Below are 17,850 nucleotides of genomic sequence, written 5' to 3'. Positions count from 1 at the left end.
ACACCTACGGAGCCTCTTGTAGATGCGGGGCTTGCCCCGCATGAAGCTTTCCCGAAGAAGCCCCGTGCCGGGCAAGCCCGGCACCTACGGAGCCTCTTGTAGATGCGGGGCTTGCCCCGCATGAAGCTTTCCCGATGAAGCCCCGTGCCGGGCGAACCCGGCACCCACGGCGGCAGATGCAGGGTGTGCCCGCATCCACCCCGTCACCTCAATGCAGCGGCCGGCACCCCAGTGCCGCCAGCGGGCCATGCAGGGCCGGGATCTGCATCAGCCACGGTGCGGCCAGCGTCAGCAGGCCGGTGAGCAGCACGAAGCAGGCCATCGCGATGCGCAGGCGCGGGCGCTGCAGCCAGCGGCCCATGTGCGCGCCGGACCACGACAGCGGCAGCATCACCGGCAGCGTCGCCAGGCCGAAGGCGGCCATCACCAGCGCGCCGTCGCGGGCGTTGGCCTGCAGCCAGGCCACGCTCAGCAGGCTCAGGCTCAGGCCACAGGGCATCCAGCCCCACAGCGCGCCCAGCGCCAGCCGCCGCCACATGCGGTCGGCCGGCAGCAGGCGTCGGTGCAGCGGTTGCAGCCAGCGCCAGACCCGCTGCGACGGCCCGGAAAGCATGTCCAGCCGCCCGCCCTTGTTGAGCAGGCGCAGCGCGACCAGCACCAGCGCCACGCCGGCGGCCATGCGCAGGCCGAGGGTCAACACGTCGCTGCGGGCCAGCCGCAGGATGCCGCCGCCGAGTCCACCGGCGAGGGCGCCGGCCAGCACGTAGCTGCCGATGCGGCCAAGGTTGGCCTGCACCGCCACCGCCAGCGGCCGCCCAGGCGCCAATGCCGGGAAGCCGGTGGCGATGCCGCCGCACATGGCCGCGCAATGCAGGCCGCCGAGCAGGCCGGCGACGAAGGCGGCGGTCAGGGTGGGCAGGTCCAGCGGCATGGCGCTCAAGCGTCGTCGCGCGGGTCCGCGGGCGGATTGGCCGTGGCCGGCGGCGGCGCGGGATTGTCGTCGTCCTCGAGGATGTCCAGCGCCGGGGTGTCGAGGTCGTCGAACTGGCCGCGCTTGACCGCCCAGACGAAGGCGGCCACGGCGAAGCCCAGCAGCAACAGGCTCAGCGGGACCAGCAACAGCAGGATGCTCATCGTGCGGCCTCCGGCTGCGGTGAGGTGGGGGAAGCGGTGGCCGGCGCCATCCGTGCCAGGCGCAGGGCGTTGAGGGTGACCACCAGCGACGACGCGGCCATGCCCAGCGCGGCCAGCCACGGCGTGACCAGGCCGGCGGCGGCCAGCGGCAGCGCCAGCAGATTGTAGCCGGCGGCCCAGGCCAGGTTCTGGCGGATGATGCGGCCGGTGCCGCGCGCCAGCCGCACCGCGGCGGGGATGCGCAGCAGGCTGCCGCCGGTGGTGACCAGGTCGGCGGCGCGGTGCGCCAGCGAGGCGCCGTCGCACATGGCGATGGACACGTCGGCGCCGGCCAGCACCGGGGCGTCGTTGAGGCCGTCGCCGATCATCGCCACCACCCGGCCCTCGGCCTGCAGGCGCCGCACCAGCGCCAGCTTGTCCTCGGGGGACTGCCGTGCATGTACTGCGTCCAGCGCCAGCGTGGCGGCCATGCGCCGCACCGCGGCCTCGCCGTCGCCGCTGGCGAGGTGCAGGCGCAGGCCCTGCGCGCGCAGCGCGGCAAGCGCGGCGTCGGCGTCGGCGCGGGCGCGTTCTTCAAGCAGGAAGCGGGCGCTGGCATGGTGGCCGTCGCCCAGCCACAGTGCGCCGTCGTCGTCGCGGCCGGCGGCGAAATCGGCGCGTCCCAGCCGCCACGCGCGGCCCTGCACGATGCCGTGGATGCCGTGGCCGGGCACCGCTTCGACCCGGGTGACCGCAAGGTTGCCGGCATCGACGTGGGCAAACGCGGCAGCCAGCGGGTGGCCGCTGTCGCGCTCCAGCGCGGCGGCCACGGCCAGGGCTTCGTCGCGTGACAGGCCGGTTTCCAGCACCTGCACGTCGGCCAGCGCCGGGCGGCCGTCGCTGAGGGTGCCGGTCTTGTCGAACACCACGTCGGTGGCGCGCGCCAGTGTGTCCAGTGCGTCCGGGCGCAGCGCCAGCAGGCCGGTGCGGGCCAGCGCGCCATGCGCCGCGGCCAGCGCCGCCGGTACCGCCAGCGACAGCGCGCACGGGCAGCTGATGACCAGCAGGGCGAGGGTGACTTCCAGCGCGCGCGAGGCGTCGTGGTGCCACCACCAGGCGAATACCGCCAGCGCCACCGGCACCAGCGTCAGCACGAAGCGGCTGCCGATGCGGTCGGCCAGCCGCGCCAGCGCCGGGCGGTGCGCTTGCGCCTGTTCCACCAGCCGCACCAGCTGCGACAGCCGGGTGGCGGTGCCGGTGCAGGTCACCCGCAGCCGCGCCGGGCGTTCGCGGCAGGTGGTGCCGGCATAGACCGGCGCGCCGGCACGCTTGCGCACCGGCGCGGATTCGCCGGTCAGCAGGGCTTCCTCGAACCACGCTTCGTCGTCGTCGCCGCCCAGCAGCACGCCGTCGGCGGGCACCGCCTCGCCGGCGGCGACGCAGGCCACGTCGTCCACCGCCAGCGCCGCCAGCGGCACCGCCTCGCGCTGGCCGTCGGCGCGCTCGCGGGTGGCGAAGGCCGGGCGCGCCCGCGCCAGCGCATCGACCTGCGCGCTGGCGACGTTGCGCGCGCGCTGTTCGAGCATGCGCGCGATCAGCAGGAAGAACACGAACATCACCGCCGCGTCGTACCACACGTGCGGCCCGCCGCGGATGGTTTCCAACAGGCTGGCGAAATAGGCCAGCAGGGTGGAGCTGGCGATCAGCGTGTCCATCCCCAGCTGCCGCTGGCGCAGTTCGCGCGCGGCCCCGCTCAGGAACAGCCAGCCGGAATAGAACACCACCGGGGTGGACAGCAGGAAGGTCAGCCAGCGGAAGAAATCGCGGGTGGGCACCTGCATGGTGTTGTTGAAGTCCAGGTACAGCGCCTCGGCCATCATCATCGCCTGCAGCGTGCCCAGCCCGGCAACGCCGAGCCGCAGCAGCCAGCGGCGGCGCTCGTTGGCGCGCTGCCGTTCCAGTGCTTCGCTGCCGGCCAGGTAGGGGCGGTAGCCGAGCATCGCCAGCCGCTGCAGCGGCGCCGACAGCGCGGTGCGTGCCGGGTCCCAGGTGATGCGGATGCGGCCGGTGACGGCGTTGGCGCCGCACTCGACCACCCCCGGCTCGCGCGCCAGTGCGCGGTTGATCAGCCAGGCGCAGGCGGCGCAGCGCATGCCGTCGGTGAGCAGGGTGATCTCGCGCCCGCCCTCGACCTCGCGGCTGTGCTCGGCCTGCACGTCGGCGCGGTCCCAGACCGCCAGGTCGGGTAGGTCGTCGCCGACGCGGCCGGCGCTGGCGCTGCGCAGCCGGTAGTAGCTGCCAAGGTCGGAGCCGGCGATCCACTCGGCGGCGGCGGCGCAGCCGTGGCAGCAGAATGCCTGCCGCCGGCCGTCCAGTTCCAATGTGTGTGGCTGCGCCGGCAGCGGTTCCCCGCAGTGCTGGCATAGTCCTGCCGTATCCACCCCGGTGACGGCTGGCCGGGTTGCGTTGGCGGGCACGGCGCGGCTCAGTGCTCCTCGCCCAGCCACGGGGAAAGGCGGGTGGCGTGCTGCTGCCTGGGCAGGCGCCCCTTCAGCCGCCACTGGCCATCGGCCGGGCGCAGTTGCACCAGCCAGTCGTTGCCGTCCTCGACGGCCTGTTCGATGCGCCAGCCCGGGCCCTGCGGCACCAGCTCCAGGCTCAGGTCGCTGGCCTGCCGGGTCGGGTGTTCGAGGGTGAGCCGCAGCGCGGCGTCGCGCGGGAACTGGCCGGTGGCGGGTAGCACCTCGACGATGCCGTCCTCGACCCGCAGCACCGCACTCAGGCCCAGCTCGCGGGCGTTGGCGTCCGGGCCGAGGTCGGCGGTCTGGATCTGCAGCACGCGGTCGACCGGGTCGGAGATGCTGTCGGCACCGCCGGAGCGTATGGCGATCACCAGCAACCACACGCTGGCCGCGACGGCCAGCAGCGGCAGGCCGATCACCAGCCACAGGGCAGGGATGCCCCACAAGGACTTTCTGGATTCGTTCATTGCACTGGCCCGAAGAAACTGTTCTCGATCACGCGCTTTTCCCTGCCATCCTCGCTCTCCACCACGAAGTGCAGGACCCTGCGCCCCTGTACCTCCTCGGTTGCGGTCACGCTCACGACCACCGGCAGCACCTGCTCGGGGCCGGCTTCGATCGTGGCCGGGCCGTTCAGGCGCAGCCCGGCGTCGTCCGCGCCCAGACTGAGGCGGTAGCGGCGCGGCTGGGTGTTCTTGTTGACCAGCTTGAGCGTGTAGTCGTTCTCGACCAGGCCATCGCCGGTCTGCCGGTACAGCGCGTTGCGGTCGCGCAGCACGTCCACGATCAGGGTGTCACGGTGGGTCACGTTCCATACCCACGTGCCGACCAGGCCGAGCAGCAGCAGGCCGTAGATGAAGATGCGCGGGCGCAGCACCCGGGTCCTGCCGCCGTCCAGCGCATGCTGGGTGGTGTAGCGGATCAGCCCGTGCGGCATGCCGACCTTGTCCATCACCTCGTCGCAGGCATCGATGCAGGCGCCGCAGGCGATGCACTCGTATTGCAGGCCGTTGCGGATGTCGATGCCGACCGGGCACACCTGCACGCACATGGTGCAGTCGATGCAGTCGCCCAGCTCCTCTGGCTCGAACTTCGGCAGCGGCGCGGCCTCGCTGCCGGCATCGCCCAGCATCACCGTGCCGGCGGCCTGCAACCGTGCCTGCGCGGCGCTGGGGTGCTTGCTGGCGCGGAACACGTAGTCGTAGGCGCTGGCCAGGTCGAGCAGGCCGCGGGCGCGCTGCAGCACGCTGGGCAGGCCGCGCTTGCGCGGGCCGCGCGGTTCGCCGCGCATCGGGTCGTAGGCGATGATCAGGGTGTCGTTGTCGAACATCGCGCTCTGGAAGCGCGCGTACGGGCACATGTACTTGCAGACCTGCTCACGCAGGATGCCGGCGTTGGCCCAGGTGGCCAGCGCGTAGAACAGCACCCAGAAGGTTTCCGCGCCGTTCCAGTCGAACGGCCACAGGCGCTGGCCGAGGCTGACGATCGGGGTGAAGAAGCCGACGAAGGTGAAACCGGTCCACAGCGCAAAGAACAGCCACAGGAGGTGCTTGGAGCCCTTGCGCAGGACCTTCTCGCGGTTCCAGGGGCCGGCGTCCAGCTTCATCCGCTTGATGCGGTCGCCCTCGGTCCAGCGCTCCATCCACAGGAAGCATTCGGTCCACACCGTCTGCGGGCAGGCGTAGCCGCACCACAGGCGGCCGGCCAGCGCGGTGACGAAGAACAGGGTCAGCGCCAGCACGATCAGCAGCAGCGCCAGCAGGCTGAAGTCCTGCGGCCAGAAGATCAGCCCGAACACGTAGAACTTGCGCGCCGGCAGGTCGAACAGCACCGCCTGGCGGCCGTCCCACGACAGCCACGGGAACAGGTAGTACATGCCCAGCAGCCAGAACACCGCCAGCTTGCGCATGCGGTCGAAGCGGCCGCTCACGTCGCGCGGGTAGACCTTGCGCTCGCTGACGTAGAACGACTCGTCCTGGTCCTTCACGACCTCCAGCGGGATGCGTTTGCTCATGCTGGCAACTCCATGCAGGTGGCCGGACGACGGCGTGCCGGTGCGGAGGGCGGGCGAAGTGGAACGGAAATCATGGCCTCACATGGGTGCGCGTGAACGCCCCAGTATTCGGGTTCGGGCGGCGCGGGCGAAGTGACGGAATGTCGCAGCCTCGCGTCCGCGGCGGTTCATTTGTCCCGTGGCAGGGGACGGTTGAAGCGGCTGGCGGGGCGCAGCAGGATCCAGGTGAACAGGCTCGACGAAGCGGTGCACAGCCAGAACATCAGGAAACCCAGCGTGTAGCCGAATTCGCGGGTCATCTGCAGGTCGGGGAAGGTCTGGTCGCGCAGCACCAGCGGGTCGACGAAGGCGAAGAACACCATCGTCGCCACGCCGGCGGCGAAGAAGCTGGGCCAGGCGATGGCCCCCACGCGCTGGGCCAGGGGGCGTGGGGGATGGTCGAAGCGTGGCTCGCTGTAGTCGGTCACTGGGTACCTGTGCTGGCCTTGGACTCGCCCTGATTATGCGACAACGACCAGACGTATGCGGCAACCAGGCGGACGCGGGTTTCGCCGAGCAGCTCGCGGTGCGCCGGCATGCTGCCGTGGCGGCCCTCGGTGATGGTCCTGCGCAGGCTCTCGCGGCTGCTGCCGTACAACCAGTAGTTGTCGGTCAGGTCGGGCGCGCCGATTTCCTGGTTGCCCTTGCCGTCGACGCCGTGGCAGGCCACGCAGACGCCTTCGTACAGCTTCTTGCCCTGCGCGGCCATGAAGTTGTTCTGCAGCGTTTCCGGTGCCGCCAGGGTGCGCACGTAGGCGATGGTGTAGTCCACCGCTTCCGGGCCGCCCATGCCGGTGAGCACGGTGCCCCACTCGGGCATGATCCCTTCGCGGCCGTCCATCACCGTTTCCAGCACGCGCTCGGGCGAGCCGCCCCAGTGCCAGATGTCGTCGGCCAGGTTCGGGTAGCCGATGGCGCCCTGGCCCGAGGAGCCGTGGCAGGTGGCGCAGGTATTGCCGAAGATCGAGCGGCCCAGGGCCAGCGCCTTGGGATCGCGGGCCAGCACGTCGATCGCCTGGCCTTCGTACGGCTTGAAGGTCTGCGCGAGCTTGGCGTCCTCGATCGCCTTTTCCTTCGCGTGCTCGCCCTGCGAGCTCCACTTGCCGAAGCCCTGATAGGTGCCGAAGCCGCCGTACCAGAACAGGTAGCCGAAGCCGAACACGATGGCGATGTAGAAGCCGTTGATCCACCAGCGCGGCATCGGCTTGTTGTACTCGGTGATGTCACCGTCCCAGTAGTGGCTGGTGTCCTCCGGCCTGGGGTCGCCGGGGCGGCGCTTGGAGGTCCACCACAGCAGCCACACGCAGCCGAGCAGGTTGAACAGCACCAGTGCGATGACGTACCAGTTCCAAGGGGTGGTCATGCGTTTTCCCTCCGGTCGTTGCCGGTGATTTCCTCGCCGGCCGGCACCTCGTCATCCACGGCCAGGCGTGCGGTGGCGTCGAAACCCTTGCGCAGGCGCGGCTGCCAGGCCCAGATCCACAGGGCGACGAACAGCAGCAGCAGAAAGGTGGTGATGATTCCTGAAAGCATCGGTCATTCTCCCCGCGGTGCGTTCTTGCCCAGGCCCTGCAGGTAGGCCACCACCGCGTCCAGTTCGGTCTTGCCTTCCACCGCGGCCGGTGCCTCGGCGATCTCGGCGTCGGTATAGGGGTCGCCGATCCGCTGGATGGCGCGCATGTGCGCCTGCACGGCGGCGCCGTCCAGCTTGTTCTTCTCCAGCCACGGGAAGGACGGCATGTTCGACTCGGGCACCACGTCGCGCGGGTTCAGCAGGTGCACGCGGTGCCAGGCGTCGGAGTAGCGGCCGCCGACGCGGGCCAGGTCCGGGCCGGTGCGCTTGGAGCCCCACTGGAACGGGCGGTCGTACACCGACTCGCCGGCCAGCGAGTAATGGCCGTAGCGCTCGGTCTCGAAGCGCAGCGTGCGCACCATCTGCGAATGGCAGCCGTAGCAGCCCTCGCGGATGTAGACGTCGCGGCCGGCCAGCTCCAGCGCCGGGTAGGGCTTGACGCCGGGCAGCGGCTTGATGGCCTCGGCCTGGAACATCAGCGGGACGATCTCGGCCAGGCCGCCGAGCGAAACCGCCACGGCGACGAGGATGGCCAGCAGGCCGACGTTCTTTTCGACTTTCTCGTGTGCAATTCCCATGTTTCGTCCTCAGGCCTCGGCATTGGCGGTGTCGGGAGCCATGACCGGCTGCTCGGCGAGGCCGCGCACCTGCTGCCGGGTCTTCCACATGTGCCAGCCCATCAGGCACATGCCGGCCAGGATCATCAGGCCGCCCAGCAGGCGCCCCAGGTAGTACGGGTAGGTGCTGACCAGGCTCTCCACGAAGGTGTAGGTCAGCGTGCCGTCGCTGTTGGTGGCGCGCCACATCAGGCCCTGGGTGATGCCGGCGATCCACATCGAGACGATGTAGAACACCACGCCGATGGTGTGCAGCCAGAAGTGCACGTCGATCAGCTTGGTCGAATACATGCCCTGCAGGCCAAGCAGGCGCGGGTACAGCGAGTACAGCGAGCCGATCGAGATCATCGCCACCCAGCCCAGGGTGCCGGCGTGGACGTGGCCCACGGTCCAGTCGGTGTAGTGCGACAGCGAGTTGACCGTCTTGATCGACAGCATCGGGCCTTCGAAGGTGGCGATCATGTAGAAGCTGATGGCCACGATCAGGAACTTCAGGATCGGGTCGGTGCGCAGCTTGTGCCACACGCCGGAGAGCGTGAGGATGCCGTTCATCGCGCCGCCCCAGCTCGGGGCCAGCAGGATCACCGAGAACACCATGCCCACCGACTGCGCCCAGTCCGGCAGCGCGGTGTAGTGCAGGTGGTGCGGGCCGGCCCACATGTAGATGGAGATCAGCGCCCAGAAATGCACGATCGACAGCCGGTAGGAGTAGATCGGGCGCTGCGCCTGCTTGGGCACGAAGTAGTACATCATCGCCAGGTAGCCGACGGTCAGCAGGAACGCCACCGCGTTGTGCCCGTACCACCACTGCGCCATCGCATCGACCGCGCCGCTGTACAGCGAGTAGGACTTCCACAGCCCGGCCGGCATCACCATGTTGTTGACCACGTGCAGCAGGCCCACGCCGATGATGTAGGCGCCGTAGAACCAGTTGGCCACGTAGATGTGCTTGACCTTGCGCTTGGCGATGGTGCGGAAGAACAGCCAGCCGTAGGCCACCCAGACGATGGTGATCAGCACGTCCAGCGGCCATTCCAGCTCAGCGTATTCCTTGCTCTGTGTGATGCCCAGCGGCAGGGTGATGACCGCGCCGACCATCGCCGCCTGCCAGCCCCAGAACACGAAGGCGGCCAGTTTGTCGGAGATCAGCCGCACGTGGCAGGTGCGCTGCACCACGTACAGGGAGGTGGCGAACAGGACCGAGCCGCCGAAGGCGAAGATCACGCCGTTGGTGTGCAGCGGCCGCAGCCGGCTGTAGGTGAGCCAGGGGATGTCGAAATTCAGTGCCGGCCAGTACAGCTGGGCGGCGCAGAGCACGCCCACGGCCATGCCGACGATGCCCCAGAACACGGTCGCGACCGCGAACTGGTGCACCACCTTGTCGTTGTAAGTTCCCTGCACGCTTTGCATGCGCTCCGATCCTCAGTCTGAACGGGGGAAGTATCCCCCGGGTAAGGCAGTCCGGGCATTGATCCGGATCAATGCAAGTCCGGCCGGCTCGGGCTCCAAACGCATGCAGACCACCTTCCGGCGACGGAAAGTAGTCCGAATGTCATGGGTGCCCTCGCCGGACAGTATAGGCCGCGGCGGCCGCCCGCCGCCTTGCCGGAACCGGCTGCAGGCGGTGGCCGTCGCGGTACCACCGGGGCGTGGATCAGCGGGTGACGACCAGCTTGCCCTTCATCAGCGCCGAATGGCCGGGGAAGCTGCAGAAGAAGCTGTAGTCGCCGCCGGCGGTGAGCTTGTTGCCGGGGAAGCTGACGCGGGTGGTGGCGCCGCCGCCTACCAGCGCGGTGTGGGCGATCACGCGGGCGTCGTCCTTGCCCACGTAGTCGTTGGCGGTGCCGGCCTTGACCCCATCACGGGCCACGGCGGCCAAGTCGGCGGTGGAGGTGATGACCACGTTGTGGCCCATCGCGGCGACCGGCAGCTTGCCGGTGTGGGTCAGTTCGACGGTGACGGTGGCGCAGCTGGCCGACACGGTGGCCTCGCGCAGGTCGAACTTCATGGCGTCATCGCCCTTCAGCGAGATGGTGCAGTTGCCGGCGGCCTGGGCCATGCCGGCGGCGCCGAGCAGGGCGAGGGCGAGGAAGACGCGGGAAAGCTTCATTGCAGTGGTCCTTGGGACGGGTGGATGTTGCGGTTGCAGCAATGATCGTCGCAACGATCCCGGCGGACCTTGATTCAGGTCAAACCCGCGCGTGGTTGCGGCCGCAGGCCACGGACGGGGTACGGAAACGAGCGGGGCCACGCGATGGTGGCCCCGGAAGAGGAAGAATGCGGATGGCCGGTTCAGGCCACCGGCTCGCGCAGTACCGGTGCGTCCCAGCCCGGGCGTGGGGAGAAGCGGTCGCCGTGGCGGGCCTGCAGGGTGTGCAGCTTTTCCACCAGCGCGTCGGCGCCGGTGGCGCGGATGTGCTGGATCGGGCCGCCGCGGAACGGGGCGAAGCCGGTGCCGAAGATCACCCCGGCGTCGAGCAGGTCGGCGTCGGCCACCACGCCTTCGTACAGGCAGGCCACCGCCTCGTTGAGCAGCGGCAGGACCAGCCGGTCCTCCAGGTCCGACGGCGCCTGGTAGTCCTTGGCCACCTCCGGCTTCACCGCGCGGCCGTTCTCCCATCTGTAGATGCCCTGGCCGTCCTTCTTGCCGCGCTTGCCCGGCTCGACCGTGGCCAGCGCCGCCGGCACCTGCAGGCCGAGGAACGGGGCCAGCTCCTTGCTGACGCCAGCGGCCACGTCCAGGCCCACGGTGTCGATCAGCTCGATCGGCCCCATCGGCATGCCGAACTTCACCGCCGCCTTGTCGATCACCGCGCCGGGGATGCCCTCGGCATAGGCGGTGGCCGCTTCCAGCATGTACGGGAACAGCACGCGGTTGACCAGGAAGCCGGGGCTGCCGGCCACCGGCACCGGGAACTTGCCCAGCGCCTTGCAGAACGCGGCCAGCCGCTGTTCGGTTTCCGGGGCCATGCCGTCGTGGTGGATGATCTCCACCAGCGGCATCTGCGCCACCGGGTTGAAGTAGTGCAGGCCGGCGAACTGCGCCGGGCGGGCGATGTGCTCGCGCAGCTCGACCAGCGGGATCGAGGAGGTGTTGCTGGTCAGCAGCGCGTCGGCCTTCATCTTCGGCTCCAGCGACTGGTACAGCTCGCGCTTGGCCTCCGGGTTCTCGATGATCGCCTCGATCACCAGGTCTGCACGGGCCACGCCGTCGCCGGCCAGGTCGGCCTTCAGCCGCGCCGCCACGTCCGGGCGCTTGGCCGGGTCCTTCACCTTTTTCTCGAACAGCGCCTGCGCGCGGGTCATGGCCGGATCGATGAAGCGCTGCTCGCGGTCCTGCAGGGTCACATCGAACCCTTTGTAAGCCGCCCACGCGGCGATGTCACCGCCCATCACCCCGGCGCCGACCACGTGCACGTGCCTGATGTTTGCGTCCTTGCCGCCCAGCGCCTTGAGTCGCTCGGTCAGGAAGAAGATGCGGATCAGGTTGCGCGCGGTCGCGCCGCCGGCCAGCTTGACCACCGCGCGGCGCTCGGCGTCCAGCCGCTTGTGGATATTGCCGCCGCCACTGCGCTCCCACGTCGAGATCAGCGCATACGGGGCCGGGTAGTGCTCCTTCTTCGCCTTGCGCGCGACCTGCTTGACCATCTGCGGGGCGAGGATCTGGCGCGCCAGCCAGGTGTTGGTCAGCCATGCGCCGGCGCGCTGCTTGAATGGCCGGGTGGTGCCGGACTGCGCCAGCGCCACCGCCGCGTCCAGCAGCACCGCCGGCGCGGCGACCTTGTCGACCAGGCCGATGCCGCGCGCGGCCGAGGCCGACAGCGTGCGCCCGGTCAGCATCATGTCCATCGCCGCCGGGGCACCGACCAGCCGCGGCAGGCGCGCGCTGCCACCCCAGCCGGGGAAGATGCCCAACTGGGTTTCCGGCAGGCCGATGCGGGTGGAGGCATCGTTGGAGGCGACGCGGTAGCGGCAGGCCAGCGCCAGCTCGGTGCCGCCGCCCAGGCAGTGGCCGTGGATCGCGGCGACGGTCGGGCAGGGCAGTTCGGCCAGCTTCTGGTAGACGCTCTGGCCGCGGCGGATGGCGTCGTTGACCGTGCCGCGGCGGTCGAATTCCTGGAATTCCTTGAGGTCGGCGCCGGCGATGAAACCGGCGGCCTTGGCCGAACGGATCACCACGCCCTTGGGCGGGTCGATCGCCAGCCGCTCGACGATGTCGCCCAGTTCCAGCAGCACGTCCTGCGACATCGCGTTGACCGGGCTGTCGTGGCGGTCCAGCGCGAGCACGACGATGCCGTCGTCGCGGATTTCGGCCTGCCAATGCGTGAAGCGGAGCCCATCGAAACCTGAAAGCATGGGACGTTCCATCCGGTTGTGTATGGAGAAGGTCGCTATGATCCTGAGGTTGTTTCCCCGGCGTCAAATCCCAATGCTTGGGAAGCGTAGGGTGTTCGTGCCGGCGGTCAGTGCCGACAGGCTAACCGAACGCAAGTTAAAAGCCGGTGCGGCGGCCCGTGGACGGGGCGCTGAACTTTTCCCGCGAACAGCGGTCATATCGCCCGACGTCGGTTGGGCTGACAGGAGTGCGGCCCCGCATGGCCGAGGTTGAAACACCACAGGAGCTGGATCTGGAGCTGGTCCGGCGCGTGCAGCGCGGCGAGAGCGCGGCGTTCGATGTACTGGTGCGCAAGTACCAGCACCGCATCGTCGCGTTGATCGGGCGCTACATCGCCGACTGGAGTGAATGTCAGGACGTGGCCCAGGACACTTTCGTGCGCGCCTACCGCGCGATCGGGAATTTCCGTGGCGACGCCCAGTTCTATACCTGGTTGCATCGCATCGCAGTGAATACCGCAAAGAACCACCTGGCCGCGCACAACCGGCGCCCGCCCACCGACGACGTCGAGATCGGCGACGCCGAGCATTTCGACGGCGGTACCCGGCTGCGCGACACCGACACGCCCGAGCGCGAGCTGATGCGCCAGGAACTGGAACAGACCGTGATGAAGGCGGTCGACGCGCTTCCCGAGGAGCTGCGCTCGGCCATCACGCTGCGCGAGGTGGAAGGCATGAGTTACGAGGAAATCGCACAGAAGATGGGCTGCCCGATCGGCACCGTGCGTTCGCGGATATTCCGCGCCCGCGAGGCCATCGATACCCAACTGCGCCCCCTGCTGGATACCGCCAGTGCCACCCGTGAGCGGAGCCGCGCATGAGTACCTCCCACGACATCGACGGTTTCACCGAGGCCCCGGCCGACAAGTTCGAACTGCATTACCGGCAGCAGCTGTCGGCGCTGGTGGATGGCGAGCTGGCGACCGACCAGGCGCGTTTCCTGCTGCGCCGGCTGGAACACGACGCCGAGCTGTCCGCCTGCCAGGAGCGCTGGCAGGTGCTGGGCGACGTGCTGCGCGGGCATGCCTGCGCCCCGGCGCCGGCCGGTTTCGCGCAGGGCGTGCAGGCCGCCATCGCCGCCGATGCGGCACGGCATGGCCCGTCGCCGGCGGTGCTGCAGCACGCGGCGCGGCGCGGCTGGAAGCGCTGGGGCGGCGGCGCCGCGCTGGCCGCTTCGGTGGCCGCGGTGGCTTTGTTCATGGCCCGCGAACAGTTGCCTGAAACCGCACCGGTCGCGCCGCAGACGGTGATCGCCACCACCGCGCAGTTGCCGGCACCGGCCGAGGCGCCCGGGATTGCCGATGCCGAAGCCGGGCTCGCCGCCGCCGCGCCGGTGGTGGCCGCGGCGGCGGTACGCCGCGCCGATGCCCGGCGCGGCAGCGCCACCCGCACCCGGCAGATGGCGCGCGGCACGGCGGTGCGGCTGGCCGAGCCGGAGCGCGCGGTCGCCGCGGCGCAGGCGCCGGAGGTCCCGCTGCTGCAGCAGAACCGGAACCCCTTCGCCAACGCCGCCGGCACCCTGCAGGCCCGCCCGTGGCCGCGCTCGCCGCTGTCGCCGGTGCTGTCGCAGGGCAGCCTCAACGCCAGCTTCCCGGCACAGGAGCGGGGGACGACGTTCTACCCATTCGAACCGCGGCCGCAGATGCTGCAGGACCTGCCTGCCGGGCACGAGCCGCCACTGCCGCAGCACTGAACCTGCGGCCGCCGTTGCCGTGCCGGATTTTCCCGATTCCGCTGCCGGGCGATGGGCGCCCGGCGGCGGGTGATGCCCTTGATTCCCGAACCGGAGGCTCGAAACCGATGACCCACCGTATCCACACGCGGCTGTTTGGCCTGCTGGCGATGACCCTGCCGCTGGCCGCCTGCGCCCAGAGCGAGGCCCCGGCCGCGCCGACCGAACAGGCGATCGCCCCGCGCTCCGCCGCCCCTGCGCCGCAGCTGGTCAGCGGCCTGCCGGACTTCACCCAGCTGGTCGACCAGGTCGGGCCGGGCGTGGTGAACGTCGAGACCGTCATCGGCGCGCGCCGCAATCCGCGCATGGCCGGCGCCGGGCGGCCGGACATGGACCAGTTGCCCGAGTTCTTCCGGCGCTTCTTCGGCCCGGATTTCCAGATGCCCGACGACGCGCCGGACAACACCCCGCGCGGCCGCGGCATGGGCTCGGGCTTCATCATCTCCGCCGACGGCTACGTGCTGACCAACCACCACGTCATCGACGGCGCCGAGACGGTCAAGGTCAAGCTCAGCGACCGCCGCGAGTTCGACGCCAAGGTGGTCGGCAGCGACGCGCAGTACGACGTGGCCCTGCTGAAGATCGACGCCAAGGGCCTGCCCACCGTGCGCGTGGGCGACTCCAACACGCTCAAGCCGGGGCAGTGGGTGGTGGCGATCGGCTCGCCGTTCGGGCTGGACCACTCGGTCACCGCCGGCATCGTCAGCGCCACCGGCCGCAGCAACCCGTATGCCGAGCAGCGCTACGTGCCGTTCATCCAGACCGACGTGGCGATCAACCAGGGCAACTCCGGCGGCCCGCTGCTCAACACCCGCGGCGAGGTGGTCGGCATCAACTCGCAGATCTTCTCCGCCTCCGGCGGCTACATGGGCATCAGCTTCGCGATCCCGATCGACCTGGCGATGAACGCGGTGGAGCAGATCAAGAAGAGCGGCAAGGTCAGCCGCGGCCAGCTGGGCGTGGTGGTGCAGCCGATCGACGCGCTCAAGGCGCAGGCGCTGGGCATGCCGGACAGCCGCGGCGCGCTGGTCAACCAGATGGTCGAGGATTCGGCCGCGGCCAAGGCGGGTGTGCAACTGGGCGACGTGATCCGTTCGGTCAACGGCACCGAGGTTGGCGCTTCCAGCGACCTGCCGCCGCTGATCGGCGCCATGCCGCCGGGCAGCAAGGTCCGGCTGGGCATCCTGCGCGACGGCAAGCAGCGCGAGATCACCGTCACCCTGACCGAACTGGCCGAGGACGCGGCCCGTGCCGCCAACGCGCCGGCCGGCGCCGGCGAGGATGCGCCGCAGGCCGGCGCCAATGCCCTGCTGGGGCTGGAGGTGGCCGACCTGACCGCCGCCGAGCGCAAGCAACTGGGGCTGGAGGCCGGCGAGGGCGTGCGCATCACCCGGGTCAACAGCCAGGCCGCGCGCGAGGCACGGCTGGCGCCGGGCATGGTGGTGCTGCAGGTCGGGCGCACGGCGGTGGGCAGCGTGGCCGCGCTCAACCGCGAACTGGCCGGCTACAAGAAGGGCGACGTGGTGATGCTGCTGGTGCGCAGCGGCGGCAACAGCGCCTTCATCGCGGTCCGTGCCGGCGGCTGAGCTGGCATCTTCAAGCCCCTCTCCCATCGGGGTGAGAGGGGCAGTTTGCGAACCACTGGTTCTCGCTGCTCCACGAACGCCCTTGCGCCAGCGCAAGGGCCGGGGCGCGGAGCGGGGGCTGGGGTGAGGGTATGGGCGAAGCCCAGTGATGTTTGGCTGCCGAGGCTTCGCCCGTACCCTCATCCGCCCCTTGCATGCCGCTCCTGCGGCATGCCCTTCGGGCCGGCTTTGCCGTCCGCTTCGGCATCCTGCCTCGCGAGCGGGGCACCTTCTCCCAAGGGGAGAAGGGATTCACGGGGCCACGCATGCGATAATCCGCCGCTTTCCTGACGACGCGCCGCGCCGCCGCCACCTTATATGCCTGCCGATCCAATGCGGAACATCCGCAACTTCTCCATCATCGCCCACGTCGACCACGGCAAATCCACCCTGGCCGACCGCATCATCCAGCTCTGCGGCGGCCTGACCGCGCGCGAGATGGAAGCGCAGGTGCTCGACAACAACCCGATCGAGCGCGAACGCGGCATCACCATCAAGGCGCAGTCGGTGTCGCTGCCGTACACCGCGCGCAATGGCGAAACCTATTACCTGAACTTCATCGACACCCCCGGGCACGTCGACTTCTCCTATGAAGTCAGCCGCTCGCTGGCCGCCTGCGAGGGCGCGCTGCTGGTGGTGGACGCCGCCCAGGGCGTGGAGGCGCAGTCGGTGGCCAACTGCTACACCGCGGTCGAGATGGGCCTGGAAGTGGTGCCGGTGCTGAACAAGATCGACCTGCCCACCGCCGACACCGAGCGCGCCAAGGCCGAGATCGAGGCGGTGATCGGCATCGATGCCAGCGACGCGGTGGCGGTCAGCGCCAAGACCGGGCTGAACGTGGAGGAGGTGCTGGAGGCGATCGTCCACCGCATCCCGCCGCCGGCCCCGCGCGACACCAACAAGCTGCAGGCGCTGATCATCGACTCGTGGTTCGACAACTACCTGGGCGTGGTGTCGCTGGTGCGGGTCATGCAGGGTGAAGTGAAGACCGGCGACAAGCTGCTGGTGATGTCCACCGGCCGCAACCACCAGGTCGACGCGGTGGGCGTGTTCACGCCCAAGCGCAAGGTCACCGGCAAGCTGTCGGCCGGCGAGGTGGGCTGGATCACCGCCTCGATCAAGGACGTGCATGGCGCCCCGGTCGGCGACACCCTGACCCTGGCCGGCGACCCGGCCCCGGCGCCGCTGCCGGGCTTCCAGGAAATGCAGCCGCGCGTGTTCGCCGGTCTGTTCCCGGTCGACGCCGAGGACTACCCGGACCTGCGCGAGGCGCTGGACAAGCTGCGCCTGAACGATGCCGCGCTGCGCTTCGAGCCGGAAAGCTCCGAGGCGATGGGCTTCGGCTTCCGCTGCGGCTTCCTGGGCATGCTGCACATGGAGATCGTGCAGGAGCGCCTGGAGCGCGAGTACGACCTGGACCTGATCAGCACCGCGCCGACCGTGGTCTACGAAGTGCTCAAGAGCGACGGTTCCATCGTGATGATGGACAACCCGGCCAAGCTGCCGCCGGTCAACCAGGTCGAGGAGATCCGCGAGCCGATCATCCGCGCCAACGTGCTCACCCCCGAGGAGTACATCGGCAACATCATCAAGCTGTGCGAGGAGAAGCGCGGCACCCAGCTTGGCATCAACTACCTGGGCAGCCAGGTGCAGATCAGCTACGAGCTGCCGATGGCCGAGGTGGTGCTGGATTTCTTCGACAAGCTCAAGTCGGTCAGCCGCGGCTACGCCTCGCTGGACTACCACTTCGTGCGCTTCGAGGCCGGCCCGTTCGTGCGCGTGGACGTGCTGATCAACGGCGACAAGGTCGACGCGCTGTCGCTGATCGTGCACCGCAGCCACGCCGACCGCCGCGGCCGCGAGCTGTGCGAGAAGATGAAGGACCTGATCCCGCGGCAGATGTTCGACGTCGCCATCCAGGCCGCCGTCGGCTCGCAGATCATCGCCCGCACCACGGTCAAGGCGATGCGCAAGAACGTATTGGCCAAGTGCTATGGTGGCGACGTTTCGCGCAAGAAGAAGCTGCTGGAGAAGCAGAAGGAAGGCAAGAAGCGCATGAAGCAGGTCGGCCGCGTGGAGATCCCGCAGGAAGCCTTCCTGGCCGTGCTGCAGATGGACAACAAGTGATGAAGCGGGGAACGGGGAACAGGGAACGGGGAATGTCGGGATCCGGTGCGCCGGTACCGATGGCGTCCCGTCCCATTCCCGGATCCCCGTTCC

The 17,850-nt window shown here is 69.7% G+C and carries 16 protein-coding genes; 4 read left to right on the top strand and 12 right to left on the bottom strand.

The features are described from left to right. Positions 1 to 208: 208 nt before the first annotated feature. From MIC98_RS12040 to MIC98_RS11985, 12 genes are all read right to left on the bottom strand, one after another. Positions 209 to 931: a sulfite exporter TauE/SafE family protein gene (locus MIC98_RS12040; protein WP_239738165.1), complete on the bottom strand. Its 723-nt coding sequence runs from the start codon at positions 929 to 931 to the stop codon at positions 209 to 211. A gap of 5 nt (positions 932 to 936) precedes the next feature. After that, a complete protein-coding gene (gene ccoS, locus MIC98_RS12035; protein ID WP_239737341.1) occupies positions 937 to 1,134 on the bottom strand; it encodes a cbb3-type cytochrome oxidase assembly protein CcoS in 198 nt (65 codons plus the stop codon). Further along, the gene (locus tag MIC98_RS12030; protein WP_239737340.1) at positions 1,131 to 3,590 is read right to left on the bottom strand and encodes a heavy metal translocating P-type ATPase; all 2,460 of its coding nucleotides are present in this window, start codon (positions 3,588 to 3,590) and stop codon (positions 1,131 to 1,133) included. Before MIC98_RS12030 ends, ccoS begins: the two co-directional genes overlap by 4 nt. Positions 3,591 to 3,598: 8 nt before the next feature. Further along, complete coding sequence (locus MIC98_RS12025; RefSeq protein WP_239737339.1) at positions 3,599 to 4,102, bottom strand: FixH family protein; 504 nt, start codon at positions 4,100 to 4,102, stop codon at positions 3,599 to 3,601. Then, positions 4,099 to 5,649 carry a 4Fe-4S dicluster domain-containing protein gene (locus MIC98_RS12020; RefSeq protein ID WP_239737338.1) on the bottom strand — a complete coding sequence of 517 codons (1,551 nt, stop codon included), beginning with the start codon at positions 5,647 to 5,649 and terminating at the stop codon, positions 4,099 to 4,101. The genes MIC98_RS12025 and MIC98_RS12020 overlap by 4 nt, the downstream gene beginning before the upstream one ends. Positions 5,650 to 5,816: 167 nt before the next feature. Beyond that, on the bottom strand, positions 5,817 to 6,116 hold the full coding sequence (locus MIC98_RS12015; RefSeq protein WP_057640479.1) for a hypothetical protein: 300 nt from the start codon (positions 6,114 to 6,116) through the stop codon (positions 5,817 to 5,819). Continuing rightward, positions 6,113 to 7,051: a cytochrome-c oxidase, cbb3-type subunit III gene (ccoP, locus tag MIC98_RS12010; RefSeq protein WP_239737337.1), complete on the bottom strand. Its 939-nt coding sequence runs from the start codon at positions 7,049 to 7,051 to the stop codon at positions 6,113 to 6,115. Before ccoP ends, MIC98_RS12015 begins: the two co-directional genes overlap by 4 nt. Continuing rightward, a complete protein-coding gene (locus MIC98_RS12005) occupies positions 7,048 to 7,221 on the bottom strand; it encodes a cbb3-type cytochrome c oxidase subunit 3 (protein ID WP_239737336.1) in 174 nt (57 codons plus the stop codon). Before MIC98_RS12005 ends, ccoP begins: the two co-directional genes overlap by 4 nt. A gap of 3 nt (positions 7,222 to 7,224) precedes the next feature. After that, positions 7,225 to 7,839 carry a cytochrome-c oxidase, cbb3-type subunit II gene (gene ccoO, locus MIC98_RS12000; RefSeq protein WP_239737335.1) on the bottom strand — a complete coding sequence of 205 codons (615 nt, stop codon included), beginning with the start codon at positions 7,837 to 7,839 and terminating at the stop codon, positions 7,225 to 7,227. Positions 7,840 to 7,848: 9 nt separating this feature from the next. Continuing rightward, complete coding sequence (gene ccoN, locus MIC98_RS11995) at positions 7,849 to 9,288, bottom strand: cytochrome-c oxidase, cbb3-type subunit I (protein ID WP_239737334.1); 1,440 nt, start codon at positions 9,286 to 9,288, stop codon at positions 7,849 to 7,851. 244 nt (positions 9,289 to 9,532) lie between these two features. Next, the gene (gene azu / locus MIC98_RS11990) at positions 9,533 to 9,988 is read right to left on the bottom strand and encodes an azurin (RefSeq protein ID WP_239737333.1); all 456 of its coding nucleotides are present in this window, start codon (positions 9,986 to 9,988) and stop codon (positions 9,533 to 9,535) included. A 182-nt stretch (positions 9,989 to 10,170) separates the two neighbouring features. Continuing rightward, the gene (locus MIC98_RS11985; protein WP_239737332.1) at positions 10,171 to 12,234 is read right to left on the bottom strand and encodes a 3-hydroxyacyl-CoA dehydrogenase NAD-binding domain-containing protein; all 2,064 of its coding nucleotides are present in this window, start codon (positions 12,232 to 12,234) and stop codon (positions 10,171 to 10,173) included. 239 nt (positions 12,235 to 12,473) lie between these two features. Between MIC98_RS11985 and rpoE the strand changes: the two genes are divergently transcribed. The 4 genes from rpoE to lepA all read left to right on the top strand — a co-directional run bounded on the left by rpoE (position 12,474) and on the right by lepA (position 17,757). Beyond that, the gene (gene rpoE / locus MIC98_RS11980) at positions 12,474 to 13,094 is read left to right on the top strand and encodes an RNA polymerase sigma factor RpoE (protein WP_057640473.1); all 621 of its coding nucleotides are present in this window, start codon (positions 12,474 to 12,476) and stop codon (positions 13,092 to 13,094) included. Continuing rightward, positions 13,091 to 13,966, top strand: coding sequence for a sigma-E factor negative regulatory protein (locus MIC98_RS11975; RefSeq protein WP_239737331.1), 876 nt, complete (start codon positions 13,091 to 13,093; stop codon positions 13,964 to 13,966). Before rpoE ends, MIC98_RS11975 begins: the two co-directional genes overlap by 4 nt. A 107-nt stretch (positions 13,967 to 14,073) precedes the next feature. Continuing rightward, positions 14,074 to 15,591, top strand: a complete 1,518-nt coding sequence (locus MIC98_RS11970) for a DegQ family serine endoprotease (protein ID WP_057640471.1) — start codon at positions 14,074 to 14,076, stop codon at positions 15,589 to 15,591. Positions 15,592 to 15,963: 372 nt separating this feature from the next. Continuing rightward, complete coding sequence (gene lepA, locus MIC98_RS11965) at positions 15,964 to 17,757, top strand: translation elongation factor 4 (protein WP_057641419.1); 1,794 nt, start codon at positions 15,964 to 15,966, stop codon at positions 17,755 to 17,757. The last annotated feature ends 93 nt before the right edge of the window (positions 17,758 to 17,850 follow it).

The sequence above is a fragment of the Stenotrophomonas sp. NLF4-10 genome (assembly GCF_022359915.1).
GTDB lineage: Bacteria > Pseudomonadota > Gammaproteobacteria > Xanthomonadales > Xanthomonadaceae > Stenotrophomonas > Stenotrophomonas daejeonensis.
The sequence above is the reverse complement of the archived record's forward strand: the minus strand, read 5'-3'. Positions and strand labels throughout refer to the sequence as shown.